The organism is Nonomuraea sp. NPDC050680 (assembly GCF_040654555.1).
Taxonomy (GTDB): Bacteria; Actinomycetota; Actinomycetes; order Streptosporangiales; family Streptosporangiaceae; genus Nonomuraea.
Map to the genome: position 1 here is coordinate 57,260 of NZ_JBFAIF010000020.1, position 24,236 is coordinate 81,495.

Annotated in this window: 28 protein-coding genes and 1 pseudogene; 12 read left to right on the plus strand and 17 right to left on the minus strand. The window is 68.2% G+C overall.

What is annotated here, in order from left to right; all coding sequences use genetic code 11:
• The first annotated feature begins 11 nt into the window (after positions 1–11).
• Positions 12–1,622, plus strand: coding sequence for an alpha/beta hydrolase (locus AB0H88_RS41375; protein WP_357654058.1), 1,611 nt, complete (start codon positions 12–14; stop codon positions 1,620–1,622).
• A 474-nt stretch (positions 1,623–2,096) separates the two neighbouring features.
• Here the strand turns inward: AB0H88_RS41375 and AB0H88_RS41380 are convergent, their stop codons facing one another.
• From AB0H88_RS41380 to AB0H88_RS41390, 3 genes are all read right to left on the minus strand, one after another.
• Complete coding sequence (locus tag AB0H88_RS41380; protein ID WP_357654059.1) at positions 2,097–2,225, minus strand: hypothetical protein; 129 nt, start codon at positions 2,223–2,225, stop codon at positions 2,097–2,099.
• A 225-nt stretch (positions 2,226–2,450) separates the two neighbouring features.
• Positions 2,451–2,675: a hypothetical protein gene (locus tag AB0H88_RS41385; RefSeq protein WP_357654060.1), complete on the minus strand. Its 225-nt coding sequence runs from the start codon at positions 2,673–2,675 to the stop codon at positions 2,451–2,453.
• A gap of 115 nt (positions 2,676–2,790) precedes the next feature.
• Entirely contained in the window at positions 2,791–3,399 is a 609-nt protein-coding gene (locus AB0H88_RS41390; RefSeq protein ID WP_357654061.1) for a TetR family transcriptional regulator C-terminal domain-containing protein, read from the minus strand.
• Between the two features lie 58 nt (positions 3,400–3,457).
• Here AB0H88_RS41390 and AB0H88_RS41395 point away from each other — a divergent pair, with 58 nt between their 5' ends.
• On the plus strand, positions 3,458–4,339 hold the full coding sequence (locus AB0H88_RS41395; protein ID WP_357654062.1) for a type II CAAX endopeptidase family protein: 882 nt from the start codon (positions 3,458–3,460) through the stop codon (positions 4,337–4,339).
• Positions 4,340–4,929: 590 nt separating this feature from the next.
• Here the strand turns inward: AB0H88_RS41395 and AB0H88_RS41400 are convergent.
• The 6 genes from AB0H88_RS41400 to aztB form a co-directional block, all read right to left on the minus strand.
• A complete protein-coding gene (locus AB0H88_RS41400) occupies positions 4,930–5,478 on the minus strand; it encodes a GrpB family protein (RefSeq protein WP_357654063.1) in 549 nt (182 codons plus the stop codon).
• Positions 5,479–5,804: 326 nt separating this feature from the next.
• Complete coding sequence (locus AB0H88_RS41405; protein ID WP_357654064.1) at positions 5,805–6,167, minus strand: hypothetical protein; 363 nt, start codon at positions 6,165–6,167, stop codon at positions 5,805–5,807.
• A gap of 657 nt (positions 6,168–6,824) precedes the next feature.
• Positions 6,825–7,997: a zinc metallochaperone AztD gene (aztD, locus tag AB0H88_RS41410; protein ID WP_357654065.1), complete on the minus strand. Its 1,173-nt coding sequence runs from the start codon at positions 7,995–7,997 to the stop codon at positions 6,825–6,827.
• 30 nt (positions 7,998–8,027) lie between these two features.
• On the minus strand, positions 8,028–8,894 hold the full coding sequence (gene aztC / locus AB0H88_RS41415; RefSeq protein ID WP_357654189.1) for a zinc ABC transporter substrate-binding protein AztC: 867 nt from the start codon (positions 8,892–8,894) through the stop codon (positions 8,028–8,030).
• 44 nt (positions 8,895–8,938) lie between these two features.
• Positions 8,939–10,093: a hypothetical protein gene (locus tag AB0H88_RS41420; RefSeq protein ID WP_357654067.1), complete on the minus strand. Its 1,155-nt coding sequence runs from the start codon at positions 10,091–10,093 to the stop codon at positions 8,939–8,941.
• Entirely contained in the window at positions 10,090–10,929 is an 840-nt protein-coding gene (gene aztB, locus AB0H88_RS41425) for a zinc ABC transporter permease AztB (RefSeq protein WP_357654068.1), read from the minus strand. The genes AB0H88_RS41420 and aztB overlap by 4 nt, the downstream gene beginning before the upstream one ends.
• Before the next feature lie 50 nt (positions 10,930–10,979).
• On the opposite strand from aztB, the gene aztA reads away from it, so the two are divergent.
• Positions 10,980–11,717, plus strand: coding sequence for a zinc ABC transporter ATP-binding protein AztA (gene aztA / locus AB0H88_RS41430; protein WP_357654069.1), 738 nt, complete (start codon positions 10,980–10,982; stop codon positions 11,715–11,717).
• Positions 11,718–11,936: 219 nt separating this feature from the next.
• Here the strand turns inward: aztA and AB0H88_RS41435 are convergent, their stop codons facing one another.
• Positions 11,937–12,263, minus strand: a complete 327-nt coding sequence (locus AB0H88_RS41435; protein ID WP_357654071.1) for a helix-turn-helix domain-containing protein — start codon at positions 12,261–12,263, stop codon at positions 11,937–11,939.
• Between the two features lie 15 nt (positions 12,264–12,278).
• Here AB0H88_RS41435 and AB0H88_RS41440 point away from each other — a divergent pair, with 15 nt between their 5' ends.
• Both AB0H88_RS41440 and AB0H88_RS41445 read left to right on the plus strand, forming a co-directional pair.
• Positions 12,279–12,647 (plus strand): luciferase family protein, encoded by a 369-nt coding sequence (locus AB0H88_RS41440; protein ID WP_357654072.1) that lies wholly within the window; start codon positions 12,279–12,281, stop codon positions 12,645–12,647.
• Between the two features lie 5 nt (positions 12,648–12,652).
• Entirely contained in the window at positions 12,653–12,859 is a 207-nt protein-coding gene (locus tag AB0H88_RS41445) for a hypothetical protein (RefSeq protein WP_357654074.1), read from the plus strand.
• Between the two features lie 9 nt (positions 12,860–12,868).
• Here the strand turns inward: AB0H88_RS41445 and AB0H88_RS41450 are convergent, their stop codons facing one another.
• Complete coding sequence (locus AB0H88_RS41450) at positions 12,869–13,444, minus strand: dihydrofolate reductase family protein (RefSeq protein WP_357654075.1); 576 nt, start codon at positions 13,442–13,444, stop codon at positions 12,869–12,871.
• A 132-nt stretch (positions 13,445–13,576) separates the two neighbouring features.
• Here AB0H88_RS41450 and AB0H88_RS41455 point away from each other — a divergent pair, with 132 nt between their 5' ends.
• Entirely contained in the window at positions 13,577–14,323 is a 747-nt protein-coding gene (locus AB0H88_RS41455; protein WP_357654077.1) for a TetR/AcrR family transcriptional regulator, read from the plus strand.
• Between the two features lie 145 nt (positions 14,324–14,468).
• On the opposite strand, the gene AB0H88_RS41460 is transcribed toward AB0H88_RS41455, so the two are convergent.
• Positions 14,469–15,602, minus strand: coding sequence for a winged helix DNA-binding domain-containing protein (locus tag AB0H88_RS41460; RefSeq protein ID WP_357654078.1), 1,134 nt, complete (start codon positions 15,600–15,602; stop codon positions 14,469–14,471).
• Positions 15,603–15,674: 72 nt separating this feature from the next.
• Positions 15,675–16,805 (minus strand): epoxide hydrolase family protein, encoded by a 1,131-nt coding sequence (locus tag AB0H88_RS41465; RefSeq protein ID WP_357654079.1) that lies wholly within the window; start codon positions 16,803–16,805, stop codon positions 15,675–15,677.
• A gap of 62 nt (positions 16,806–16,867) precedes the next feature.
• Between AB0H88_RS41465 and AB0H88_RS41470 the strand changes: the two genes are divergently transcribed.
• From AB0H88_RS41470 to AB0H88_RS41485, 4 genes and pseudogenes are all read left to right on the plus strand, one after another.
• Positions 16,868–17,854 (plus strand): YafY family protein, encoded by a 987-nt coding sequence (locus AB0H88_RS41470; protein ID WP_357654080.1) that lies wholly within the window; start codon positions 16,868–16,870, stop codon positions 17,852–17,854.
• 107 nt (positions 17,855–17,961) lie between these two features.
• Positions 17,962–18,660, plus strand: a complete 699-nt coding sequence (locus tag AB0H88_RS41475) for a TetR/AcrR family transcriptional regulator (protein WP_357654081.1) — start codon at positions 17,962–17,964, stop codon at positions 18,658–18,660.
• On the plus strand, positions 18,657–19,559 hold the full coding sequence (locus tag AB0H88_RS41480) for an alpha/beta hydrolase (RefSeq protein ID WP_357654082.1): 903 nt from the start codon (positions 18,657–18,659) through the stop codon (positions 19,557–19,559). Before AB0H88_RS41475 ends, AB0H88_RS41480 begins: the two co-directional genes overlap by 4 nt.
• Before the next feature lie 58 nt (positions 19,560–19,617).
• Positions 19,618–20,227, plus strand: a pseudogene (locus AB0H88_RS41485) (IS481 family transposase); the annotation flags it as partial.
• Here the strand turns inward: AB0H88_RS41485 and AB0H88_RS41490 are convergent.
• Together AB0H88_RS41490 and AB0H88_RS41495 are read right to left on the minus strand one after the other, a co-directional pair.
• On the minus strand, positions 20,224–20,649 hold the full coding sequence (locus AB0H88_RS41490; RefSeq protein WP_357654084.1) for an SRPBCC family protein: 426 nt from the start codon (positions 20,647–20,649) through the stop codon (positions 20,224–20,226). The pseudogene AB0H88_RS41485 and the gene AB0H88_RS41490 sit on opposite strands and share 4 nt — an antisense overlap.
• Positions 20,650–20,680: 31 nt before the next feature.
• On the minus strand, positions 20,681–21,016 hold the full coding sequence (locus tag AB0H88_RS41495) for a VOC family protein (RefSeq protein ID WP_357654085.1): 336 nt from the start codon (positions 21,014–21,016) through the stop codon (positions 20,681–20,683).
• 88 nt (positions 21,017–21,104) lie between these two features.
• Between AB0H88_RS41495 and AB0H88_RS41500 the strand changes: the two genes are divergently transcribed.
• Both AB0H88_RS41500 and AB0H88_RS41505 read left to right on the plus strand, forming a co-directional pair.
• A complete protein-coding gene (locus tag AB0H88_RS41500; protein WP_357654087.1) occupies positions 21,105–21,737 on the plus strand; it encodes a CGNR zinc finger domain-containing protein in 633 nt (210 codons plus the stop codon).
• Between the two features lie 118 nt (positions 21,738–21,855).
• Positions 21,856–22,200: a hypothetical protein gene (locus tag AB0H88_RS41505; RefSeq protein WP_357654088.1), complete on the plus strand. Its 345-nt coding sequence runs from the start codon at positions 21,856–21,858 to the stop codon at positions 22,198–22,200.
• Positions 22,201–22,384: 184 nt separating this feature from the next.
• On the opposite strand, the gene AB0H88_RS41510 is transcribed toward AB0H88_RS41505, so the two are convergent.
• Positions 22,385–23,407 carry a zinc-binding dehydrogenase gene (locus AB0H88_RS41510; protein ID WP_357654089.1) on the minus strand — a complete coding sequence of 341 codons (1,023 nt, stop codon included), beginning with the start codon at positions 23,405–23,407 and terminating at the stop codon, positions 22,385–22,387.
• 410 nt (positions 23,408–23,817) lie between these two features.
• Positions 23,818–24,180, minus strand: a complete 363-nt coding sequence (locus AB0H88_RS41515; RefSeq protein ID WP_357654090.1) for a hypothetical protein — start codon at positions 24,178–24,180, stop codon at positions 23,818–23,820.
• Positions 24,181–24,236 lie beyond the last annotated feature (56 nt).

A 24,236-nucleotide genomic window follows, 5' to 3' on the forward strand; every position in this document is an offset into this window, starting at 1 on the left:
GGAAGATCAGCATGATCCAGTTGAGGCCAAAGCCCGCCGCCCGGTACGGGGCGGCGTTCGCCACAGCCCTCATGGTCCTGACCGGGTGTTCGTCCGGCGGCCCGGGCCCGCGCAGCACGTCCGCAGCGGGTACGTCGGCCTCGGCCCCCTCCCCGGACCCGCTCACTTGGAGCGCGTGCGGGAAGAACCTTGAATGCGCCACGATCAAGGTGCCGCAGGAATACACCGAGCCTGATGGCGCGCAGATCCCGCTCGCGGTCATGCGGCACCGGGCCACTGATCCCGACCAGCGCATCGGCAGCCTGATCTTCAACCCGGGCGGGCCCGGGGTTCCCGCCACCGAAACACTGCGTAATCTGCCCAAAACAGCTGGCACTCCTGGCGCCTTCTCGCCCACGGTGCTCGCCCGATTCGACGTCATCGCGATGGACCCGCGCGGCGTCGGCGGATCGCAGGCCGTGCGCTGCTTGACCGACAAGCAGCGAGCCGACGCCGCCGGCACTGCCTTCAACCCGGCCGTCCCCGGGGGCAAACCCCTGCCGCGGCTGCTGACCGATGCCGCTGCGTTCACCGGCGGCTGCGTCAAACAGCAGAGCAAAGAGTTCCTGGCCAGCCTGTCCACCGACAACGTGGCCCGCGACATCGACCAGGTTCGCTCCGCGCTCGGCGAGGACAAGATCACGTACTACGGCTTGTCCTACGGCACCGTGGTCGGCCCGATGTACGCCACCCTGTTCCCTCACCGCGTCCGCCAGATGGTGCTCGATGCGCCCGTCGACACCAACCTGTGGTTCGGCAACTCCCTGACCTTCCTCAACGACGTCGCTGTGGCAAGCGAACGGACGCTCAACGCCTGGTTCGAGACCTGCCGCACCGAAGGGACCGCAGTGTGCCCGCTCGGAGCGGGAAACCCGCAGGCGGCGTTCGACACACTGATCGACACGCTGGAAGCGAAGCCGCTGAAGATCGCACCCGTCAAGGACGTCACCCCGGGCGGCGAACTCGACGGCGCCATGGCCCTTGAGGCCACCCGAGCCCTGGCCGGCGACCAGAACGCCTGGCCGTTGCTGACCTCGGCGCTGCTGGCCGCACAAGACGGAAACGGCGCACCCCTGTACACCCTGTGGAGCAGCGTCACGGTATCCCCCTTCCCTGTCCCTACCACGATGTTCGAAGCCCACACCGCGGTACGCTGCGCCGACTGGCAGACCCCGGCCGGCATCGCCGCGCACAAGGCCGCAGCCACCAAGGCCGTCACTGAGGTCAAGCGGATCGGGACCCGGGCCGCCTACTCCGCCCTGAACTGCGCTCGGTGGCCCGCGCCGAACAAGGACCGCGTCACCAAGCCGCTCACAGCCGCCGGTACGCCGCCGGCACTGGTGGTCGCAGGCCGACTGGACCCCGTCACCCCCCACCACTGGGCCGAGAACATGACCCGAACCCTGGACTCTGCGGTCCTGCTCACGCGCGAAGGAGTCGGACACGGCTCCTACGGCACCAACTCATGCGTCAACAGCGCAGTTGACGCCGCCCTCATCCACGGCACCCACCCCGCCGACGGCACCGTATGCAAGACGGACACACCCGCCACCACCCGCCCCCTTGTCTTCGCGAACCATTGAGTCACAGCCAGTCTTCACCTGCGTACGCATATGCACGGCATGACCGTTGAGCGAGCAGAAAGACACCCTCGCAGGCTTCGTAACAGGCAAGGCCACGGCTGGGACGGCAAGTTCAGGGCCATGCTTTCATGCTGGCTCGGTGAACTGAGCGCGCCGCAGGCACGGGCAGGCAGTACGTCTACCGGGTCTGCCGCAAGGAAACGGACACACCCAACCGAACTGCGTACCTCATCGCGCGGACTGGCCCAACAGACGATCTACTCCTCAAGCATGCGCCCCCTACCAGCGTGAGCACCCCGGAGGCCGGTCACACCAGCGCTTTGACCTGCTACTTCAAGTTGGCGGAGGCGCACTGCGCATCATCGGACTCGCATCGCGTTAGACGCGGCTGAGAAACCTACCCCTCACCCGACGTCTCATCGTGGAACACTGGTCGTTCAACCGATGGCATTCGCCCTGGGGTAGGGCCGTCGTTCATGACCGGGTGGTGGTGGCGTACTCGCCGACCTCTTGCAGCCTGCGGCCGGGCTTGTCTTCGTGCGGGACCCGGATACACGCCATCAACGTGCTCTTGCCGATGTCCAGGGCGGCGACTCGCTGCACGAGTTCTCATGGCTCCTCGCTCTCCTGCACGCCGCATCTCCAGTTCAGGGGGAAGGTGATCAACGTGTGGCTGCCCGCGGGAGCAGACGGGGACGGCAAGAGGCGGATTCGCGTGCTCGAAGCAACAAGGCAGAGCCCCTTGAAGCAGCTCCCAGCGTCAGCGTCAGACTTTTCCACGGGCTCGGCTGGCACCAGGCGCACTCGACGTCGGCGGGCGCCCCTGCATCACGGGCCTTGGCGCCACTCGATGATGTGGGAGTGATACAGCCCCTCGCGGCGCAGCAACGCACCCTTGGCCCCCGGCTCGGTCGCCGCGTCGTAGGCCTCGATCATCGCCAGCTTGTAGTCCGGCGTGAACGAGCGCCGCTTCGGTCGATCCGATCGAGGTCTGTCACCCTTGCCCACCTCACCATCATCGGCGAGATCCCCGCGAAGGTCGGCCACCGTCAAAGTCACTGTCTGAAAGATCCTGTTCTCGCCCTACTTGAGTCACAGAAGACTACTTCGCCCCAAGGTCTCACGAGAGTCTGACAGAGAGGGCAGTCGGTAGACGTGCCACAGGCCGTCACTTGAACTGCGCCTCAATGAGGCGCAGTTCGTCGTGCACGATCCGGCGCATGGCTTGAGGCGTGAAGTGTTGTGGGAAGGTCGTCGTCTGGAGCGTCAGGCCGTCCACGAACAGGTGGAGGCGCGTGGCCTGACCTTCCAGCCCGGTGTCGGCGAACTCCTGTCCCACGCGATCGGGGAGCGGCAGGCCGTGGCAAGAGGCGACCGCCAGGCGGCAGATGTGGCGTTCCCCCGACCAACTCGCGTCACGCAGCTCCGCCAGGGACTCATCCACATGCGAGCGCACCAGACATGCCAGCCATACGTCCACCTCAACGCGGCGGTTGTCGTCGAGGGGAAGAAGCTCTTCGAGGATGAGCTGGGCGCGTTGCATGCCCGGCAGGTTCGCATCAAGGTGGCCGGTGATGCGCTTGGCGACGCTTCTGGCGACCGCCTGCGCCGCGAAGCTGAGCAGGCCGCGCTGATTGTCGAAATAGTGGCGCAACCCGCCGACCGAGACGCCTGCCGCCTCGGCGACCTTGCGGACCGTGGCCCCTTCGATCCCATCCCGGCTGATGATGCCCCACACGATCCGGGTGAGTTCCTCGCGCCGCCGCTCGTGGTCCACGATCTTCGGCATGCCTCCCATTACAGCACATCTGTACGGTTTCCTATAAAGTACAGGCGTGCGAAATAAAGCATGGCAGAAATCCCCGCATTACCCGACGCTGGGCCTGGGCATCCTGGCGGCCGGCCTGGCCCTGATCGCCGGAGCGGCACTATGGCTGGCACTGAACGGCAACGCCGACATCCACTATTCGGCCGACCACACCGACACCGTGCCCATGTGGCACCGCTGGATCCCGGCCCTCACCGGACTGGTCCTCATACGGCTGCTGCCCCCCAAGACGACTTCCGCCGGCACCGCACCGGCACGCGGCGGCCTTCACCTCCAGGCCATCCTCCTCTTGGCCTCAGCCGTACTCTTCGCCGCGGGGTTATGGTTGTCAGGCGGCGGTGAACCTGCCCACACGCTGCTGAAGCTCATCCTGCTGCTTGCCGTACCCGCACTGCTGTTCTGGCTGCTACGGCGCGATTCCGCGGATCGCAGCCAAATTCATGAGCGGCCCGCGGCCTGGTGTCACTACGGCCCCATCGCACCGGTTGCCGCCTGGCTCGCTCTCACCTACACAGGTCCGCTGGCCGTGCCGTCCAGCGACTACGCGGCGAGAGTCGATTCCGTCACGCTGGTGCTCACCATCGTCGTGGTGTTCAGCGTCAACAGCCTGCTCGAAGAGATCTTCTACCGGCGCTGGCTTCAGACCCGATGGGAGCACATCATCGGCCGCTGGCCCGCCATCGTGCTGACTTCCCTGCTCTGGGCGGCCTGGCATGTCGGCATTCAAGGCATGGGACACCTTCCCACAGACCTCTCCTTGGCCTTCGTCAATCAAGGAGTGCAGGGGTTGTTCCTCGGCTATCTGTGGAGTCGATACCGACTGATGTGGCCTATCCTCATTGTCCACGGTGCCATGAACGCCGCCCCCATTCTGCTGGGCATGCTGTAATGCCTGTCGCTCGAGTCCCCTGGTCGGTTCGACGCCTTCCAACCTGGGAAACGATCACTTTCATTCTGAGAAGCGATCTTCCAACCCATCACTTCGTCCCGGGCCGGACACGCTCGTGACCCCCCAGGCACGTCAGCGAGCTGCGCAGATGCGCGAGGAACGCGGCTGGTCGCGCGATGTCCTCGCCGCCGTCGAACGGCCCCTGGTCCTACTGCTGGCCGGGCATCCCACTGACGAACCGGTCACCTACGCCCAGCTCGACTGGCTGAGATGGCTGCATGCCGGAGACGCTCGCACCCAATCGTCGCCCTGGCCGCGATCCATGCCTCTCGCCCTCAGGCGTTCCGCCTGCTCACCCTCAACGACATCGACCTGCCCAACCGGCGGATCATCCTCAACGGCCTCGCCCGCCCCCTCGACGAGCTGACCCACGACGCCCTGCGCGACTACCTCGCCGAGCGTCGCCGGTGCTGGCCGCACACAACCCGCACGTCCTGCTCTCCCGGATCACCGCTGCCGGAGTCGAGCCCGTCAGCACCTACTACCTCAAGCAACACCTGCTTGTCCGGCACCAGGTCCGGCTTGACGATCTACGCGCCGACCGCGTTCTGGAGGAGTCGCTCAACCGGGGCCCGGACGCGCTTGGCGCGCCGCACGATGTCCCAGACGAAGGGCTCCTTAGCAGAGACGTATTGTTGCCGGTCGTCGCGGAACTGGTTCGCGCATCGTCGCTTCGCCTGCGCGAACTCGGCTGCGGCGGCGGGGTGGGCGCGCAAGTAGTCGCGGAACAGCAGGGGCAGCTGCTGGGAGAAACTGCCGAGCTCACGCACGTGAATATGGGTACGGCAGCTGCCTGGCGCCTCCCGGAAGTATCGCTTGGTCAACTCCGGGTTGTTCGCTCGATGCACCAAGCCGAGTCGCTCCAGCGGTGCCTTGTAGGCGGCCAGCGGCTCCAGTGAGCGTACCGAGATTTGGATGTCGATAACCGGCTTGGCGGCCAGGCCGGGCACCGACGTCGAGCCGATGTGATCGACCCGCCGTGCGACGTCACCGAGCGCCCCGCGCAACGCTGTCCCGATCGCGGCGAACTCCACCTGCCACGCCGGGTCATGATCCACGATCTCGATTGGGTCTCCCATGCTCCGATTGTCCACGGTGTGAGGCCACCTTCGCGCCGAGAAGATCAAAGACGAGGCGGAATCCGCGACCGAACCTGGACAGCGACACGGACACCGACAACTTCAACAATGCAACCGACAGAAGAAGCCACATTAGGAACGAACGAATACCCGACAGTTCAAACTGAGGAGCCTTCAGAAGAAATGAACTTTCGGACGAGCCGGCGCGAAGGTATGAGCGCGTGAAGAAGCGGTTGACCAGCGAATCAAGGTCCACTCAGGGTGAGTTCTGCGCGTTCTGAGGGCCTATCAAGGACGTCAGCGTCCAGTGGGTTCGGGAGGGTAGTTCAGCCGACGGAGCCGCTAAGGCTACTGGTGCCGCCGCCGCTTGATCCTGAGCCTGAGGTCTGAGTGATGAACTGGCCGTCAACGTAGGCAACGGCACTCACCGAGCCGGCGCCCAGGTGCCGTATGGAAAGGCTCCAGGTGTCCTCACCCTCTCCGGCGAGGGTGATGTCCTTCCTCCAGGGGGGCCTCACCTGGGGCTCGGTCGTGGAGCGGCCGTTAATGACGTACGTGATGGCGAAACTTCCTTCGCCCGTGACATCGAAGGTGAGCTTGTGTGGACCGTCAGAGGAGCAGGCGGCGGCGATCAGCACAGTGGCGGTGAGCGGCGCCAGCGAGCGTGTCCATCTGCCTGATGCGGTCATCCGACAACTAAACCACAGCAGAACACATGATCTGAGGCGGTCACCTCCCCCTCTGGGGCCATGCTCGGCGGGCTCGTGTGCTGCGCGGCGGCGGGGCCTGCGGCCAGGAGCAGTGCGGCGGCGGTGAGGGGTCAGGTGGCGGATTATGACCGGCGAATCGGGCAACGCCGTGACCTGTCGGCCGGCTACGACGCCGTCGTGTTCGGGCCTCGACGCCCTGCCGGTGACCTGGTGATTCCGCGAGCACATCCCCGCGAATGCGACAGACGCAGCTCGGTCGGTCGGCCGAGCGTCGGCCACAGCCGGCAGCGACTCACACCACCGGACGGGGGCGGCTGTCCTATCCCGAGCCGAGTACTCGTTCAAGACCACCCCCGCCGAACCTGACCCGCACCACCAGGGATGGACGGGTCTGCAACGTGAGGACTCTCCGAAGCTGAGCGGCCCGGAGCCGGCCAACCACGCCCAGACCGGTAGCAGCGAGGCAGGCCCTGACATGGCTGACATGCCTAAAGACCCTGGATATCCGTCAGGCGAGTAGGCGCCCACCTTACTTGGCTGACATGGCCTGACTACAAAGAGTAACCCTAGATAACGACGGCCACCACGGGCGGAGCCGGGCGCTGCCCATCAACGCCCAGATGGCCGTCAAGGCTGTCAGTCGGCGGTGCCGGTGAGTTCGTTCGGGGGCTGGGGCAAGGGGGTGGTCTTGGTGACCTTCCCGGACGTGAAGTCGATCGCGTGCACCCGCTTGCCCGCCGGGTCGCTCACATAGACGACCTTGTCACGGGCAAAGATGTTCGGCCGGGGCTGCTGCCACTCCAGGGGCTCCTTCCACTCGTCCAGGACCTTGATGGTTCTGATGACTTTCGCCGAGGCCGGGTCGATGACGTGGACGGCGCCGTCGGTGCCGAGAACCAGAGCCTCGCCCTGAGGGCCGCGGGCCAACGAGCGGAAGGTGTAGCTTGTGCCCAGGTCGACCAGGTTCAGCTTGCCGGTCTCGGTGTCGATGAGGGAGATCCGGGTGGGGCGTTCCAGCTCGGCGTCGGGGTCCTTCTTGTAGTCGCCCAGGACGATCGGTGAAAGGTCCGAACCGGACTGGTTTCCGATGCGCCCGTACTCGTTCGCGCTGTCGATCTTGCTGATCTTGCCGTCCTTGTAGAGCAGAACGCCGTTCTCGCAGCCGATCACGACGGCCTCGCCCTGGGCGGTGGCCTCGCCATGCACGCCGGGGCAGTCCTCGTTGCGGGTGATCTCCTTGCGGTCTTTGCCGAGGACGGCGATGCCAGTGCGCTTCTCTTCGGTGCCGAGGGTGACGACCAGTTCCCCTTTCTCGAGTTCGATGGCGACGCCGTGATGCGGCGCGGCCGCCTTGTACGTCTCACCCTTCGGCATGCCTGTGGCGAGGTCATCGGGGTCGAACATGGTGACTTCGCCGGTGCCGTCGGAGAACAGGACGGTGGTTCCGGCGTGCCTGACCACGTGGCCCGGCTTGCCGCCCTTGAACTCGTCCTCCTTCAGCGTGGCGGAGGCGGCGTCCAGAACGCGGAATCCGGTCGAGGTGGAGACCAGGATGTGCCGTTCGTCCCCGGCGGGGTTGACGCGGTTGTATCCGGCGAGGGGGATGTCCTTGACCAGTTCCAGGGTCTGCCCGTCCAGGACGTACAGGCCGCCGGCGTACGTCATGACGATGGGGTCCGTCACCGTTTTCTGGGAGGTGGCGAGTGGGGGTTCGGCGCTCGCGGGTGCCGCCGGGGGCTCTTGCGCTCCGCAGGCGGTGAGGAGGAAGCCTGCTGCGAGCAGTGCGGTTGTCCGGGATCGGACGGTCATGTGTCGTGTGCCTTTCTGAGCCGGAGGGTGTCAACGGCCGTTGAGGCCGTCGGCCATGGCCTTGGTGTTGCTGCGGATCATGTCGAGGTATGTGGTCGCGCCCGGTGACCTGCGGCTCAGGGATTCGGAGAACAGCGGGACGACTTTGACGTCCACGCCGGCTTCCGAGGCGAGCACCTGGGCGAGGCGGTCGGGCTGGGAGGAGTCGGCGAAGACGGCTTTGACCTTCGCCGACTTGATCGCATCCGTCAGCGACTTCAGGTCGGAGGCGCTGGGGGAGGCCAGGGTGGTGCCGCTGGGGATGACGGCGCCGATGACCTGGAAGCCGTACCGCTGGGCGAAGTAGCCGAAGACGTGGTGGTTGGTGACCAGGCGTCGGGACTCGGGCGGGATGGTGGCGACCCGCTGTCCGACCCAGGAGTCGAGCTGCTCGACCTGGGCCCGATAGGTCGCGGCGGCGGTCCGGACGGCGGCGGCGTCGATGCCGTCCACGTGCGTGACGACCAGCTCCGCGATCAGGTCCACGGCCTTGGCCATGCGCCCTGGGTCCGTCCAGAAGTGGGGATCGAGTTGCCCCGCGGCCTCGTCGGCGGTGAAGCGGATCGGATCGACGCCCTCCCCCACGGCCAGTGCGGGCACGCCGGCCTGCTTGGCGGCCTCGACGTTGCGCAGCACGCCTTCCTCCAGGCCGAGCCCGTTGTAGACGATCAGGTCGGCGTCCTCGATCAGCGCGGCCTCCTGGGCGGAGACGCCGAAGGAGTGCGGGTCTGAGTCCGGTTTCATCAGCACGGTGACCTCGGCTTGGTCACCGATGATGGTTTGCGTGACGTCACCGAGGATGTTGGTGGTGACGACCACTCTGGGTGCACTTTCGCCGGTGCTCGCGCATCCGGCCATCGTCACGAAAGCGATCGCCGTCATGAGCCGGGCCATCAGCGAGGTCATCGTCCGGTCTCCGTCATGTACGTGGGTGTGAAGCCGGGCTTGAACGTGCGGGCCCGCCGGAGGTCGTCGTTGTAGTCGATCTCGTACACGGCCTTACCGGCCGGGTCGTTGATGTAGGCGCGGCCAGTGTCCACCTGGATGTCGGGTGCGCCGGTCGCCGGTTCGGCCAGGAGTTTCGTGCTGGCGGTCTCCTTGCCGGAGGCGGGATCGTGAGCGTGCAGGACGCCGTCTTCGGTCAGGGACAGGACCGGCGCGTCCTCGCCCACGGCGTTCACCGCCACCACGGGGCCGGTCTTCAGGAGTTTCCACGTTCTGGCGGCGACATCGAGCACCCACGTCCCGGACTCACCGGCTTTGGCGGCCAGGGTCGAGCTGCCCGAACGGTGCCGGAACGCCGTCGCCCGGTCGCCCGCGGGCGTCTTGCGCGGATATCGAATTTTCACGCCCTCGAACGCGCCGCCTTTCTCGGTGACCAGGAGGGCTCCGTCGGCGCACCCGAAGATCACACCCCGCCGCGTCACCGCCGTACCTGCCGCGTCCATGCAGGCGCCGACGTCAGCGCCCCCTTCGACCCGTATGGCACCGCCCTCGGCGACCAGCAGATGTCCCCGGTATGGCAGGGCGGCGGCGGCATCCTCGATGGCCCCGGTCTCTACGAGCTCGCCCTTCTCCATACGCGCGCGGTCGAACAGCGTGATCCTGCCGTCGCCGGCCCGGACGGCGCTGGTCGCCGTGTCGGCGGCGGCGTCGTACGGAGGTTGCCCGGTGACGGCACCGAGATCGCGCGCCGCGGTCAGGTAGTGGAGATGATCCCCGTGATCGACGGCCCAGGCTCCGCTGTCGATCACGCGCAGCCCGTCCGCACCGGTGGTGAGATAGGCGAACCGGCCGTCACCGGTGACGCCGCGCACGTCCTCGACGTCGGCCACCGCCGTGGTCTGCTCTGTGAGCAGGTCGAGCACGTGGACCGTGCCCGTCTCCCCGTCGGCCAGGACGAGACGGAACTGCGGCTCGGGCATCTCCTCGGCGCCCTCGACGTACCCGTGTGGAACCTCTTCCCTCACACGCGGCGCCGCGCCGTTGCCGCTCTCCTGAGCGCACCCTCCGAGCAGGACGACGAGGGCGAGCGCCACGACTCTGCACGACCTCACACCTCTACCGCCTTCCGGGAGAGCCGGTGGCGCAGCCCATCGCCCAGCGCCGACAGGAAGAACAGGCCAACGGCCACGGCCGCGATCGTGGCGCCTGCCGCCGTGGCCGCGTGCCATGACACCACCAGCCCGATCAAGGTCGATGCGATCCCGAGCAGCGCGGCTCCGAGCATGATCATCGAAATGCGCCGGGCCCACAGCGCGGCGGCGGCCGCCGGCCCGATCAGCAGCCCGAACACCAGCAGCGTCCCCACGATGTGGAAGGAGGCGACGATCGCCAGCGTGACCAGGCCGAGCATCAGGACGTGTGCCAGCCGGGGACGCATGCCCAGTGTGTGTGCCTTGCGTACGTCGAAGGCGAGCGCGACGAACAGCCGATGCCCGAGCACCGCCACCAGCGCCGTCACCGCGAGCGCGACACCCAGCCCCGCCAGATCCTGCCCCCTGACCGCCAGCACGTCACCGAACAGGAATCCGGTCAGGTCCACCGCGAAGGACTGGGAGTGCGAGATCACGATCACGCCCAGTGACAACATCCCCGCGAACAGCAACCCGATGCTGGTGTCCTGCGACAGCCGGCCCGACCGGCCCAGCAGGCTCACCCCGCACGCCATCACGCCCGCACTCAGCAGCGCGCCGAGCAGGATGTTCCCCCCTGCCATCGACGCGACCGCCACTCCTGGGAGCATGCCGTGTGACATCGCGTCGCCCAGGAAGGCCAGGCCGCGCAGCACCACCCAGGAACCGGCAAGCGCGCAGAGCAGCGACACCAGGACGCCCGCCCACAGCGCTTGCCGGACAAAACCCACCTGTAAGGGATCGATCAACCAATCCATGAGTCAGCACTCTATAATGAAAACCGTTGTCACTTTCAACTGGAGGTCTCATGACGGTCGACGGAGTGGTGATCCGCGAGGTCACGGCGGGCTACGGCCGCAAGACGGTCCTGCACGGGCTCTCAGCGAGGTTGCCGCGCTCCGGCGTGACGGCTGTCGTCGGACCGAACGGGTCCGGCAAGTCGACGCTGCTCGGCGTGCTCGCCCGGACCGTACGCCCGTCAGGCGGCACGGTCGAGTACCCGAGCACCGGCCGCCCCGGCTTCGTGGTCCAGCGTGACGCCGTCTCCGATTCCCTGCCGATCACGGCGCGGGACACGGTGGCGATGGGGCGCTGGGCCCAGCGAGGTCCGTGGCGGCGGCTGAAGCCACACGACTGGGCGATCGTCGACGCCTGCATGGCCATGCTGGACGTCTCCGACCTGGCCCCGCACCGCCTGGGCACGCTGTCAGGAGGACAGCGCCAGCGCGTCCTCGTCGCTCAAGGGCTCGCGCAGGAGTCTGACCTGCTCCTGCTGGACGAGCCCACGACCGGGCTGGATGCCGGCGCCAGGCAGCACATCATCGCGGCTCTCGCCCGCGAGAAGACGCGGGGCGTCACGGTCGTCCATGCCACCCACGACCTGGACCTGGCCATGCGTGCCGACCACTGTCTCCTCCTCGGCGGAGGGCGGCTCCTGGCGCAGGGCCTTCCCGGCTCCGTCCTGACACCGCAAGCACTCGGCCGCTGCGGCCGGCCGAACCCACCGGCCCGACCGGCAATGGCTCTGCCTGACGGCGTCGGCTAACGCGCCACCCAGCGATGCGACGGCGCTCCTGACCGCGTGTCGGCGTACGCCTCCACCTGCAGAGCCATGTACGGATAGACGTACATAGCTGGGGCGCGTTTAGGACCTTGTTCAGAGGGGGCTGCGGCTCCGTGAGCCGTCACGGAAGACTCGGAGTCAACCGGACGCCGCACTCCTGGGGACTGCAGGCTTGCCGGGGGCCGATACCGGCCTGGCCGGTCACGACGCGTCGTAGCACAGGCGGGCGGCGGCCACATATGCGCGGTGCTGCTCGGCCCATGCGATGAGCCCGGCGACCTGAGCCGAGAGCGTCTGCCCGACCGGGGTCAGGGCGTAGTCGACCCGCGGCGGCGAGGTAGGGGTGACGGTGCGTTCCACCAGGCCATCGCGCTCCAGGCTGCGCAGGGTGAGGGTGAGCATCCGCTGTGAGATGCCCTCGATGGCGCGCTGCAGTTCGGAGTAGCGCTTGGGCCCACCGCCGAGCAGGTTCGGACCACGGGCCTGGAGATCCCGCATGACCAGCTCGACCAGTTCTCCCCACCGCACATCAGGGCCGCTCTGGTGGCGGACGCGCAGGCGCTGGCGGGCGTGTTCACCGGCCCCAGCCAGGTGTCCGAGCCCGCCTCGCTGGCGCTGAGGCTGCACGAGCCCGCCGGGCCGTGGGCGGCGTTCCTGCACCCCAGCCGCGACGAATTCGGGCACATCCACCGCTCGGGTTTCCTCCATCTCACTGTGCCCGAGCCGCTGATAGCGCCGCTGGAGCGGGCAGGGTGGATCGAGCCGCATCCGATCAGCCGGCGCCCCGAGTGGCCCGACACGATCGTGATGCTTTATGCCCCCCGCGACGAGGCCGAACTGGCCGTCGCCCTTGCCGTCCTGCGCGCCTCCTGGCGGCAGGCGGCCGCATCATCTGCTACGGAAATGGAGTGATCATCATGCGTGCCATGGCTTTCACCGACTTCGGCGCTGACCTGGAGGCCACCGACCTGCCCGTGCCCGAGCCCGGTCCCGGCGAGGTGCTGGTCCAGGTGCTGGCCCCCTCGGTCAACGGCTTCGACCTCGGCGTGCTGGGCGGCTATCTCAAGGACTCCGGAAAGGAGAGGTGGAGCGCCGCTGGCCTCAGCGCTGGCCTGGGTCGGTGACCGATCGGCTCAGCGGCGGATGCGGTAGCGGATGTGGGTGGCCTCCGGTGTGTCGATCACCTGAACGATCTCCAGTTCGATCTCCGACGGCAAGACGTCGAACAGCCGGCGGCCGGCGCCCAGCAGCACCGGGATGTGATGGATCTGCACCTCATCCAGTACCCCGGCCTCGAGTGCCTGTTGCACCGTGTAGGCGCCGCCACGCACCTGGACGTCCCGGCCCCCGGCGGCGGCCTTCGCCTGCGCCATCGCGCTTTCGATCCCGTCGTTCACATATGTCACCAGCGGATGACCCCAACGGGCGGCCGGGCTGGGCGGCCGGTGACTGGGGACGAAGATCGGGAGACCGTCGTGATCGCCTCCCCAGTGATCCATGAGTTCGGCGGTCCGCCGCCCTGCGAGGACCGCACCGGCCGCCTTCCATTCGCCTTGGAACTGCTGGATCGGCCCGGACGACGGACCGGTCTGCGGGCCCGCGTCAGCCCACTTGTGCAGCCGCTCGCCATCGTCGCCACCGAGATAGTCGTTGGGATCGGCGACGTACCCGTCGAGCGACATTGACATGTCGAGCACTGATTTGGACATAGCCCACTCCTTGTCTGCGACGGTGCAACTCCTCAGCCACGCCGCCTGCTCCCGGGTTCGAGGACTAACTGTGTCTCCATGACACTGTGTATCATAGATACAGTTTTTAGGGTGGGCAGGTGGGAGGTTGCGATGTCGGCTAACGAGGATCCGATGGCACTGGCCGAACTGTTGTGGGGCCTGCGAAAGCCGCGCACCAGGGGCCCCAGGCCCGCCTTCGACCTCGCCCAGGTGGCCGACGCCGCTGTCAAGGTCGCCGATACCGAGGGGCTGGAGGCGGTCTCGATGCATCGGGTAGCCGCCGAGCTCGGCCTCACCAAAATGGCCCTGTACCGCTATGTCAACGGCAAATCTGAGCTGAGTGCAATCATGATCGAGGCGGCGGTCGGCACACCCCCCGACTTGAGTGGCGTGACCAGCTGGCGGACCAAGCTGGAAGAGTACGCCCGCCAACTGTCCGCCGCCTGGCGACGCCACCCCTGGCTGCCGTCGATCACCGTGGGCGACCGCGTCATGGGTCCATGCGAAACTGGATGGCCCGAAAGAGCCCTCAGCGCTCTGGCCGACACGCCCCTGACCGAACGCGAACGGCTGGACGCGGTCATGCTGGTCTCCCACCACATCCGCGCCACCCACCCAGCCGCCACCCAAGGCACTCAGACCTGGACGGACGGCAGCGCCGCCCCCATCATGCGCGACCTGCTACTCCGCAACGCCGACCGTTTCCCGCTGCTGGCCACCACCATGGCCATCCCCTCGGCCACCACGACCCAGGAGTTCGGCCTGCACACCCTCCTCGACGGCCTCGAACACACCATCATCCAACGCACTCGAAACAGCGGCGACGAATCAGCAGCTTCGAGTCCAGCTCCTCCGTAAGGAAGCGATGATTACACAGAGCTACTTTGGGGCTGGTCGCGCCGACCCGAGTGGTGGGCTCAGTAGCTGCCGATGTGTCCTGGACGCAGCGGAGCAAGAGTCATGGCAATGGGAGCGAGCTCCGCGGCAGCGAGGACTCCTCCGGCTACCCGTTGCCGGGATCGCTGTGGTCTCGGTGACCTGGGGCGGTGAAGCGGATGTCGTGTGACGCTTTGGCAGCGAGGAAGTCCAGCAGGCCGCCGCCCTCGACGGTCAACGCGTCGCGATCGGGCGCGGACAACGGTGCGAACGGGTGCACGGTCAGTGTCGCCGTGCCGTGTGCGGTGGCGAACGTCCAGGTCCCTGCCGTGAAGCCGTCGAGAAGCACCAGGCGAGGGACGGGTCCGTGCGGTTTGAAGTTCTGCTGGAGGCGGCCGCCCGTGATCACCCTGGTGCGGTCGTGGTGTGACAGCAGCAGGTTGTCGAAGTCGTACAGGAACCGGGCGGGCGCACTGACCTGCGGATCGGGCCGGGGCGCGTCGGGCAGGTCGAACAGTTCCGCGCCGTTCTCGTCGCGGAACGTGGCCAGGCGGGGCCGGAGCCGGTCGAGCACCTCCGCCAGCCGGGTCAGGCCGCACCAGGTCTGCACGTCGCGTACGGTCGCCGGGCCGAACGCGGCCAGGTAGCGCAGAACCATCTGGTCGATCGTGTGGTCGGTGCGCAGCGGCGCGCCTGCCCACGACTCGAGAGGAACGTGGACGGTCCGGCCGCCGGAGCCCCACACCCCGCGGGGCGGGGTCTGGACGACCGGCAGGAGGTTGCGCACCGCGTAGGCGAGGCTGGCCGGGTTGCGGTCCGGCCACCGCTGGGTTAGCAGCCGACCGAGCTCGCCCGGGGCCCGGGGCTTCTCGTCGAGCAGTTTCCGGCCTGCGGCCACCACCTCATCGGTGTCCAGGTCGCGCATAGACCGGCCGTGGGTGTGGTTGGCGAACAGGTCGCGGTCCAGCACCGGTTGCACGAGTGGGCGCAGCGCGAGCGCGTCGGCCGTGCTGACGAGGTGGATCGTCGAGCGCATGAGGGCGATCCGCACGGCCTGGCGCTGGGTGAGCAACGCCGCGATCTCCTCGGGCCGGCACGCGGTGAGCCGGCTCCACAGTCCCATGTACCAGGTGTGCGGGGTCTGCGCCTGCAGGCCCACCAGGTGTTCGATGGCCTGCAGCGGGGTGAGGTCGGCGCGGCGCAGGAGCAGCTGCCGATCGAGGGTGGCGCGGTTGAGGGCGCGGCGGGTCAGGGTCTGCATGGCGGTACTCCCGAAGGTTCGAACCAGGGGTGCGCGTGGCGAATGCCCGCCGCGCACTCTGCTCGGCACGGTTCAGCGCAGCCGGCGAAAGAAGCCGCGGATGTCGTCGATCAGCAGCTCCGGGGCGTCGTGCGCGGCGAAGTGGCTGCCCGTGTCGTAGACGTTCCAGGACACGACGTTCTTGTGGTCGCGTTCGGCGAACGGGCGGATCGACTGGAAGTCCCAGGCGAAGTTCGCCAGTCCGAGCGGCACGGTAGTGGGTTCCGTCGCGTTGTCCTCCGCGTGGAAGTCCTCGTAATACAGGCGCGCGGCCGACGCGGCGGTGTTGGTGAGCCAGTAGATCATGGTGTTGGTCAGCACGTAGTCCGCGTCGAGGTTCGGGCCGAGCAGCTGCGCGTTCCAGCCCAGCTGCCCCACCGGCGAGTCGGCCAGCGCGTGCGCCAGGGTCTGCGGCGCGGTGGACTGCAGCTTGTCGTAGGCGCCGCTGTTGTCGGTCCACCACCGCAGGAACTCGACCTTCTTCTGGTCCTCCCCGGACAGGCCGGCCGGCTCGGCCGGGTCGCCGGAGGGGAAGGAGAAGATCTGGGTGACGTGCACGCCGACGACGTGCTCGGGATCGCAGCGACCGACCTCGGGTGAGATGTGTGAGCCGCAGTCATTGCCGTGCGCGCCGTAGCGCGCGTAGCCGAGACGGCGCATCAGCTCGGCCCACGCTCTGGCGATCCGGTACCGACTCCAGCCCCGCTCGGTCGTGGGTCCGGAGAAGCCGAACCCGGGGATGGACGGGATGACCAGGTGGAAGGCGTCAGCCGGGTCGCCGCCGTGGGCTAGCGGGTCGCTCAGCGGGCCGATGACATCGAGGTATTCCACGACGGTGGTCGGCCAGCCGTGCGTGAGCAGCAGCGGCGTGGCGTCCGGCTCGGGTGAGCGGACGTGCAGGAAGTGCACATTCTGCCCGTCGATGGTGGTGGTGAACTGCGGGTGGGCGTTGAGCTTCGCCTCCCACGCGCGCCAGTCGTAGCCGTCACGCCACCGCTGCACCAGGCTCCGCACGTACTGCAGAGGCACGCCGTACTCGTGGCCGGCGCCATGTAGCTCGTCGGTCCAGCGGACCCGGGCCAGGCGCTCGGCCAGGTCGTCCAGGTCGGCCTGCGGGATATCGATACGGAAATCACGGATCTCGGCCGTGTCGAGCTCGGTCATGGCATCCACCCTGCCGGACCATTAGGAAGATACCGCTCCTAATGGTCCGGCAGGCTTGATGAATGTTGGACACCTCGGCCCGCCTCCTGCGGCTGCTCTCCCTCCTGCAAACCCCGCGCGAGTGGACCGGCGCCGAACTCGCCGAACGCCTCGGCGTGAGCGGGCGGACCGTACGGGCCGATGTGGAGCGCCTGCGCAACCTCGGCTACCCGGTGCCGGCCACCCGCGGTTCCGCCGGCGGCTACCGGCTCGGTGCCGGTGCCGTGCTGCCGCCGTTGCTGCTCGACGACGAGGAGGCGGTCGCTGTCACGGTCGGCCTGCGGACCGCGACCGGTGGCGCCATCGCGGGGATCGAGGAAGCGTCGTCGCGGGCGCTGGCGAAGCTGGAGCAGGTGCTGCCGTCGCGGCTGCGGCGCCGGGTCAACACCCTGGGGGCCTACACGGTGCCGGTACCCCGCGACGATGCCGGCCACAGCGTCGACCCGGCGGTCCTGACCACGCTGAGCGCGGTCTGTCGCGACCGGGAACGGCTCCGCTTCGACTACCACGACCACGCCGGTGCGGCCGCCGTGCGCACTGTCGAGCCGTACCGGCTCGTCATCTGGGGCCGCCGCTGGTACCTGCTGGCCTGGGACGTCGAGCGAGACGACTGGCGCACCTTCCGGGTCGACCGGATCCGGCCCCGCACTCCGACCGGCCCCCGCTTCACCCCACGGGACCTGCCCGACCACGACGTCGCCGCGTACGTGTCAGGCCGGGTTTCCGCCGCCGCCTGGCGCCATCGGGCGCAGGTCACCGTGCACGCGCCGGCCGAGGTCATCGCCGATCGGATCGGCCCGGCGGCCGGTACGGTCGAACGCCTCGACGACCGTACCTGCGTCCTGCACACCGGCGCCGACACGATCGAGACCCTCGCCGTCCACTTGGGCCTGCTCGACGCGGACTTCGACGTCACCGGCCCGCCGGAACTCCTCACGCATCTGCGCCGGCTCGCCCACCGATACCTCCGCGCGACCACCTCATCCGCACCCGGTGATCCAACCGGGTGAGCGCCCCGTCCGGTCACGCGGCTGGTCACAGTCCTCACGCCGGCCTAGCTGTACTGACCGGAGACGTTGATTGATGGAGTTCAGCCCCTTGTATTACGATACGGTGCGTGACGTATCGAAATAGTGTTGAGGGGGCGGCGCGCGGCCGCCCCCGTGATGCAGCTCTGGATCAGCGGATCACTGCTGTCGTACTGGAGGTGCTGGCGGAGTCCGGTTACGAGGGGGTGTCCTTCGAGGAGGTCGCCCGACGGTGCCAGACATCCAAGGCGAGCCTGTATCGACGGTGGGGGTCCAAGCGGGAGATGGTGATCGCTGCGGTCAAGGCTGGGCCCGCACAGCGCGGGGCCGGCGAGCCGATCGCCACGGGCAGCCTGCGCGGGGACGTGTTGAGCCTGTGCCGGCGCTTGGACCAGACCATGCGCGCTGCGGACAGTCAGACCGCGATGCTGCTCTTGCAGGCGGGTCTGGAGGATCCGGACCTGTGCGAGGCCATCGAGAACGCCGTCGGCCCGACAGGAGCTCGGTTGCCGCGACAGGTCATGGACGCCGCGATCGCACGCGGCGAGCTGCCCGACGGCGCGGACCCTTTCGCATTCGAGGAGGTGGTCGGTGCCGCCCTCCTGCTGCGACGGGTCAACGACCTCCCAGTCGACGAGGAGTACCTGTCCGCACTCGTCGACACCATCGTCATCCCAGCCCTGAAGGCATCGTCCGGGCGGGCCCCCCTGCCCGCCGGGATCTTCTCCGGCCACCCGGCCCCCACCGCCCATGAGACCGCCGCGCATGACGCGAAGGAGAACGCATGACCAGCCGACTGACGATCAACGGCTTCGACTACCAGGCCATCCCCGGCACCAACGGCGTCAACCTCAACGTCGCCGTCGGCGGGAGCGGGCCGGCCGTGGTCCTCCTGCATGGGTTCCCGCAGACTCACTACATGTGGCGCCACGTCGCGGCGAGGCTCGCCGACGACCACACGGTTATCGTCCCTGACCTGCGCGGATACGGCGACAGCGACAAGCCGGACGGGAGTGACCCCGCCACGTACTCCAAGCGCACGATGGCTCAGGACATCGTGACGGTCGCGTCCGCCCTCGGCGTGGACCACTTCGGGCTCGTCGGGCACGACCGCGGTGCACTGGTCGCCGTCCGCGCAGGCTTGGACCACCCCGCCGTCGTGGACTACCTGGGGATCCTCGACGTCCTGCCCACCCTCGACACGTGGGCCGTTCTGCAGGGAGTCGACGCCAAAGTCGCCTGGCACCTGTACCTGATGGCTCAGCCCATCGGGCTTCCCGAGAAGATGATCCGCGCAGTCGCTCCGGAGTTCTTCGGCTCCTTCCTGGACGCATGGGACCACGCCGGCACGACTTTCACCCATGAGGAGCGCGCCTACTACATCGACAGCTCGGTCGCCGCGATCGACTCCATCGTGGCCGACTACCGGGCCACCGCGAGCATCGATCTGGAGATGGATCAAGCCAACCGTGAGCGTGGCGCGCAGCTCGCGATGCCGGTGGGCGTCATCTCACAGGACTGGGGCTCCCAGCTTGGCTTCGACGCCGCATCGCTGTGGCGGGCCTGGGCGCCGGACCTGACCTACCAGCCGACCACGTCCGGGCACTTCATGGCCGAAGAGAATCCCGACGAGATCGCCACCTTCATCACCACCCTTGCGACGCGCCTGAGCGCGCGAAACCACTGATCGCACCCACATCACCGCACCGAGGGGTCCGCCACCATTGGCGGCCCCCTCGACCTGACGCTACGATCGCCCACACCCAGGATGGCTCGTACACGTCGACGTGAAGAAGCTTGGGAACATCCCCGACGGCGGCGGCTGGCGCTACGTCGGCCGCCGCCAAGGCGACCGCAACCGAGCCGGCACCCCCGACAAGCCACGCAACCAGTACGGTGGCCCAAAGCTCGGCTACGCCTACGTCCACACCGTCCTCGACGACTACTCCCGCTTCGCGTACACCGAGGTCCACGACGATGAACCCGCCATCACTGCTGCCGGCGTGCTGCACCGAGCCGTCGACTGGTTCGCCCAGCGCGGCGTCACCATCGAGCACGTCCTGTCCGACAACGGCAGCGCCTACCGGTCCCACCTATGGCGGGACACCTGCGAGGCGCTGTCGATCCGACCGAAGTACACCCGGCCGTACCGGCCCCAGGCCAACGGAAAGGTCGAGCGTTTCCACCGCACCATGGCCGACGGATGGGCCTACGCCCGCTGCTACGCCTCAGAGACCGAACGCCGAGACGCGCTTCCGGACTGGCTGCACGACTACAACCACCACCGGCCCACACCGCGTGCGCCAACCGGCCGCCTTCTCACGGTTGATCAACGTTCCCGATCAGTACACCTAGCCGAGGCGCTCGCCGGCGGACTCCACCGTCTGCTTGAAGACGCTCAGGCCGTGGTCCATTCCGGCGCCCATCGCGATGGCGAGGTCGTCCGGTCGCACGTCGTGAATCCAGACGAACCGGCTGCCGCCGTCCTCGTGCGGGACGACCTGCATCGAGGCGTTGTCGTGGTCCGGCTGCATGGTGCCGCCGATGACCGAGAAGACGAGCCGGCGCGGCTCCTCGTCGAGCGCGATGAGCCGCTCCCGCAGCACCGTTCCGTCGGCGAACGTGACGACCCTGACGTCCGGTTCGTGTTCGTCGAGCCGGCTGTCGGTGACGAAGCCCGGCGCCATCCGGACGGGCCCGTCTGTGAAGTCACTGATGATCTCCCACACGGCCGCGGGGCCGGCGTCGATGATGATTTCCTTCTGCACGGAGGCCATGTCTGTCTCTTCTGTAGTGGGGATGGGATGCCTATGCGGCGACGACGCAGAACTGGTTGCCCTCGGGGTCGGCCAGCACGACCCAGCCGTCGAAGCGCGCCACCTCGGTCGCGCCGAGGGCCCGGATCCGGTCCACCTCGCCTGCCAGGTCGTCGGTGAACAGGTCCAGGTGCAGCCGGTTCTTGCCCTCCCGGCCTTCGGGCACGGCCTGCAGGGACAGGCCGACGCCGCTCTTGTTCGCGTCCTCCAGGTAGGTGGTGCCTTCGTCCGAGGACGCGACGTGGTACCCCGTGACCGCCTGCCAGAAGGCGGTGCTGCCGGTCAGGTCGTTCGTGTCGATGCAGATGTTGCCGATGCTGACGCTCACCAGCGAGCCTTTCTGATCTAACTGACGTATCGGTTACGCCAGTTAGGTAACCTACCATCGCCGATAGCCGGGTAGGCTGCGAGACGTGATGAATGAGCGTGCTGCCGAGCCTGTGCCGGACAACCTCGAGACCGGGACGGCGCCGATGTCGCTGCGCGTGATCGAGGAGTTCATCAACACCCGCCGCCGCGACGGCGACGACATCGCAACCCCGCAACAGCTGGTGACGTGGTTGCACGCCTGCGGCCTTGTGCCGGCCGACACGGTGGTGAACGCCGAGCAGCGCAATTGCGCCGAACGCATCCGCGAGGGACTACGCGCGCTGATCGCCGAGAACAACACCGAGCCGGTCTCCAGTCCGCGCCCGGACGGCCTCAATCCCGCCGCCCGCGCCGAACTCGCCGAGCTCACCCGCGACTTCCCGCTGATGCTCGACGTGACCGTCTCCCCTCCCCGGCTGGTCGCCCGCACCGCGGCGCCGGTGGAGGCGGCGCTGGCCAGGCTGCTCGCCGTCGTGGCCGAGGCCGTGGCGGACGGCACGTGGACACGGCTGAAGGCCTGCCGGGAGCCGAGCTGCCGATGGGCCTACTACGACCACTCCCGCAACCGGCGCCGGACCTGGTGCTCCATGGACATCTGCGGGAACCGCGCCAAAGCCCGCGCCTCTCACCAACGCAAGTCCACCGCGCCCTTGACCGTGGGCCAGCCGACAAACCGATAACCCCGCGCCGTCGCCCCACCGGTCTCGCGCTCCGTCCGGGCCAGTGCGGGGCTTTGCCTCTCTTCGAGGGGGCTCAGGTCTTTCTGCCGTATCTGGGTCACACCCCATCTTGGCCAAGATGAGCACGCCGGGCCGGATCATCTTGGCCGCCATCAGATACTCACGCGCCAGGCTGAACAGCAGCGGCCGGCCCCCGGTCATCGCCGACGACATGCTGCACACCGTGCTGCGCCGCCGCGCGGGCGGCGAGTCCGTCGAGCAGATCCAGCCCGACCTGATCATCCTTACCGGCAAGCGCAAGGGGCAGAGCCCCTCGGTGGCGAGCATCTGCCGGGCGCTCGCCGAGCACGCCAAGCGCGAGGCATACCCCGAAGCCGACGAGCAGGCCCACGCCGACTTCGCCGACCTCCGCAACGCAGACGTCCCCCGGCTCCGACCGGACGCCGCGGCGCTCAGCTCATGACCATGATCGTTCTCACCGGGATTTCCTGTACCGCAACTACTCACACCCGGAACAGGTTCCGGGTGGGGCAGGCACGGGCGCCCCTTGCCTCACGCGGTGTCAGGATTTCGTGCTCACCGGCGCTTACGTTGTCGGCCCTCGCGCATCGGGGGTGGTTGGTTGTCGTTTCTCAGTTGCCCAGGTCTCAGTCGTCCAGGACGACGACGTGCTTGCCCGGCGTGGTGCCGGACTCGACGTCGGCCTGGGCGTCACGGACCTGTTCCAGGCCGTGGTAGACCTTCGCGACCGGGACTTCGAGGCCCCCCGCGGCGATGGCCTGGAGTTGGCGGGCGAAGACGTCGGCCGGGAGGTCGGCGGCCTGACCGCCGTAGGACGTCAGCCGCACCCCGTTGGGGATCATGAACGGGGTGAAGTCGGGGATCGTCCACTGGCCCGCCAGGGCTCCGGTGAAGCAGACCGTGCCGTGCCGGCGGACGGTGCGGAGGGTGTCGGCGAGGACCGAGCAGCCCACCAGCTCCAGTACGGCGTCGACACCCTCCGGCATCAGCTCGCGCACCTGGTCGGCGATCGTGCCGCTGTCGACGAAGGGATGGTCGACGCCCGCGGCCCGCAGTTGCCCGGCCCTGTCCGGGCTGCGGGTGGTGGACAGCACGGTGACTCCGAGGTCCTTCGCGATCGTGGCCGCGCTCAGCCCGACCGTGGAGGTGCCGCCGCAGATCAGCAGCGTCTGCCCGGCCTTGAGGTCCAGGCCGGTGGTCAGCGATCCGTAGGCGGTCTGGAACATCTCCGGCAGCGCACCGACGACCTCCCACGGCAGGCCGGTCTCAAACGGGATGACCTGCGCCGCGGGGACGGTCACGTACTGAGCGTACGCGCCGTCGTACGAGCGGCCCATGCCGCCCATCATCGTGGCCACCTGCTGTCCCGGCCGCAGCTCGCTGTCCTCGTCGGCCTCATCGACCACGCCGACGCCCTCGATGCCGGGCACACGCGGGTAGGTGACCACCGCGTCCGACTCGCCCGTGCGGGTGGTGACCTCGGACTCGTTGACGCCGAACGCCTTCACCCTGATCCGCGCCCAGCCGGGCTCGCATACGGGCACCGGCACATCCCTGATCTCCAGTGCGTCGAGGCCGCCGGGCCGGGTGACGACGACGGCCCGCATCGTCGCCGGTGCGGCGTCGCTCGCTGCTGTCGGTTGGCTCATGTCGAGTTCCTTACTCTGCTCGCCCCCTGGTGCGCGCTGTTCCGGACCGCCCGGTTCTCCTCAGGGGCGGGCGATGTTCTCGAACCGGTCGAGGACCGCCTGGTAGCGGGCGCTGGGGTCGTAGGGAGGGTTGCCGACACTTCCCGAGGTGGGCCGGTCCGTGACGGCAGGCCACAGGCGGTTCTGCTAGCCGGTGGACAAGCATTCCCTGAACTCCGACAAATCGCCGAGCGGACAGCAGTCACCCGGTGGTCATCAGGTGACACTTCTCCGTACCGCCTTCTCGTAGCAGCCGCCGCGGCGCCCTGGCGGCCTGCGGTCCTGCCATCAGGGCGTCCTCCTCCCGAAGCTGACCCCAGCCCCAAAGTAACGCTGGGCAGCTGAATGGCTTACCGGAGTGGCACGGGTGGCTACGGTTGCTGTTCCGCTTGGGCGGCGGTCAGGGTCTTGTGGACGACGCCGATGGAGACCTTGACGCCGGCGGCGATGGTGCGGATGGATTCGCCGCGCTGGCGGCGGGCGAGGATGGCGGCGCGTTTGTCGTCGTCGACCACGGGGCGGCGGCCGCCGACGCGGCCTCGGCGCCGGGCGGCTTCGAGGCCGTCTTTGGTCTTGCGGACGATGTCGCGGCGCCGGTCTTCGGCCAGGGCGACGAACGTTCGTACGCGTGCACCTGCACTCAGCTCAGCCTCCTCGCGGGCCAACGGGCGTCGCGGAAGAAGCCTTAGTCGGCATCCGCCGTAGCGCCACCCACGCGCCATGCCCTGATCCATCTAACGGACGATCCGTACCTCCGCACCCTGGCCGCGGTTCGGGAGTTGGACGTCAA

Excerpts from the sequence above, each read along its gene's own strand:
- AB0H88_RS41375 (WP_357654058.1), top strand. The coding sequence starts at position 12 with ATGATCCAGTTGAGGCCAAAGCCCGCCGCCCGGTACGGGGCGGCGTTC.
- AB0H88_RS41400 (WP_357654063.1), bottom strand. The coding sequence starts at position 5,478 with ATGGGAGACCCAATCGAGATCGTGGATCATGACCCGGCGTGGCAGGTG.
- AB0H88_RS41405 (WP_357654064.1), bottom strand. The coding sequence starts at position 6,167 with ATGACCGCATCAGGCAGATGGACACGCTCGCTGGCGCCGCTCACCGCC.
- aztD (WP_357654065.1), bottom strand. The coding sequence starts at position 7,997 with ATGACCGTCCGATCCCGGACAACCGCACTGCTCGCAGCAGGCTTCCTC.
- aztC (WP_357654189.1), bottom strand. The coding sequence starts at position 8,894 with ATGGCCGGATGCGCGAGCACCGGCGAAAGTGCACCCAGAGTGGTCGTC.
- aztB (WP_357654068.1), bottom strand. The coding sequence starts at position 10,929 with ATGGATTGGTTGATCGATCCCTTACAGGTGGGTTTTGTCCGGCAAGCG.
- aztA (WP_357654069.1), top strand. The coding sequence starts at position 10,980 with ATGACGGTCGACGGAGTGGTGATCCGCGAGGTCACGGCGGGCTACGGC.
- AB0H88_RS41445 (WP_357654074.1), top strand. The coding sequence starts at position 12,653 with ATGCGTGCCATGGCTTTCACCGACTTCGGCGCTGACCTGGAGGCCACC.
- AB0H88_RS41450 (WP_357654075.1), bottom strand. The coding sequence starts at position 13,444 with ATGTCCAAATCAGTGCTCGACATGTCAATGTCGCTCGACGGGTACGTC.
- AB0H88_RS41455 (WP_357654077.1), top strand. The coding sequence starts at position 13,577 with ATGTCGGCTAACGAGGATCCGATGGCACTGGCCGAACTGTTGTGGGGC.
- AB0H88_RS41460 (WP_357654078.1), bottom strand. The coding sequence starts at position 15,602 with ATGCAGACCCTGACCCGCCGCGCCCTCAACCGCGCCACCCTCGATCGG.
- AB0H88_RS41465 (WP_357654079.1), bottom strand. The coding sequence starts at position 16,805 with ATGACCGAGCTCGACACGGCCGAGATCCGTGATTTCCGTATCGATATC.
- AB0H88_RS41470 (WP_357654080.1), top strand. The coding sequence starts at position 16,868 with ATGTTGGACACCTCGGCCCGCCTCCTGCGGCTGCTCTCCCTCCTGCAA.
- AB0H88_RS41480 (WP_357654082.1), top strand. The coding sequence starts at position 18,657 with ATGACCAGCCGACTGACGATCAACGGCTTCGACTACCAGGCCATCCCC.
- AB0H88_RS41490 (WP_357654084.1), bottom strand. The coding sequence starts at position 20,649 with ATGGCCTCCGTGCAGAAGGAAATCATCATCGACGCCGGCCCCGCGGCC.
- AB0H88_RS41500 (WP_357654087.1), top strand. The coding sequence starts at position 21,105 with ATGAATGAGCGTGCTGCCGAGCCTGTGCCGGACAACCTCGAGACCGGG.
- AB0H88_RS41505 (WP_357654088.1), top strand. The coding sequence starts at position 21,856 with ATGAGCACGCCGGGCCGGATCATCTTGGCCGCCATCAGATACTCACGC.
- AB0H88_RS41510 (WP_357654089.1), bottom strand. The coding sequence starts at position 23,407 with ATGAGCCAACCGACAGCAGCGAGCGACGCCGCACCGGCGACGATGCGG.
- AB0H88_RS41515 (WP_357654090.1), bottom strand. The coding sequence starts at position 24,180 with ATGGATCAGGGCATGGCGCGTGGGTGGCGCTACGGCGGATGCCGACTA.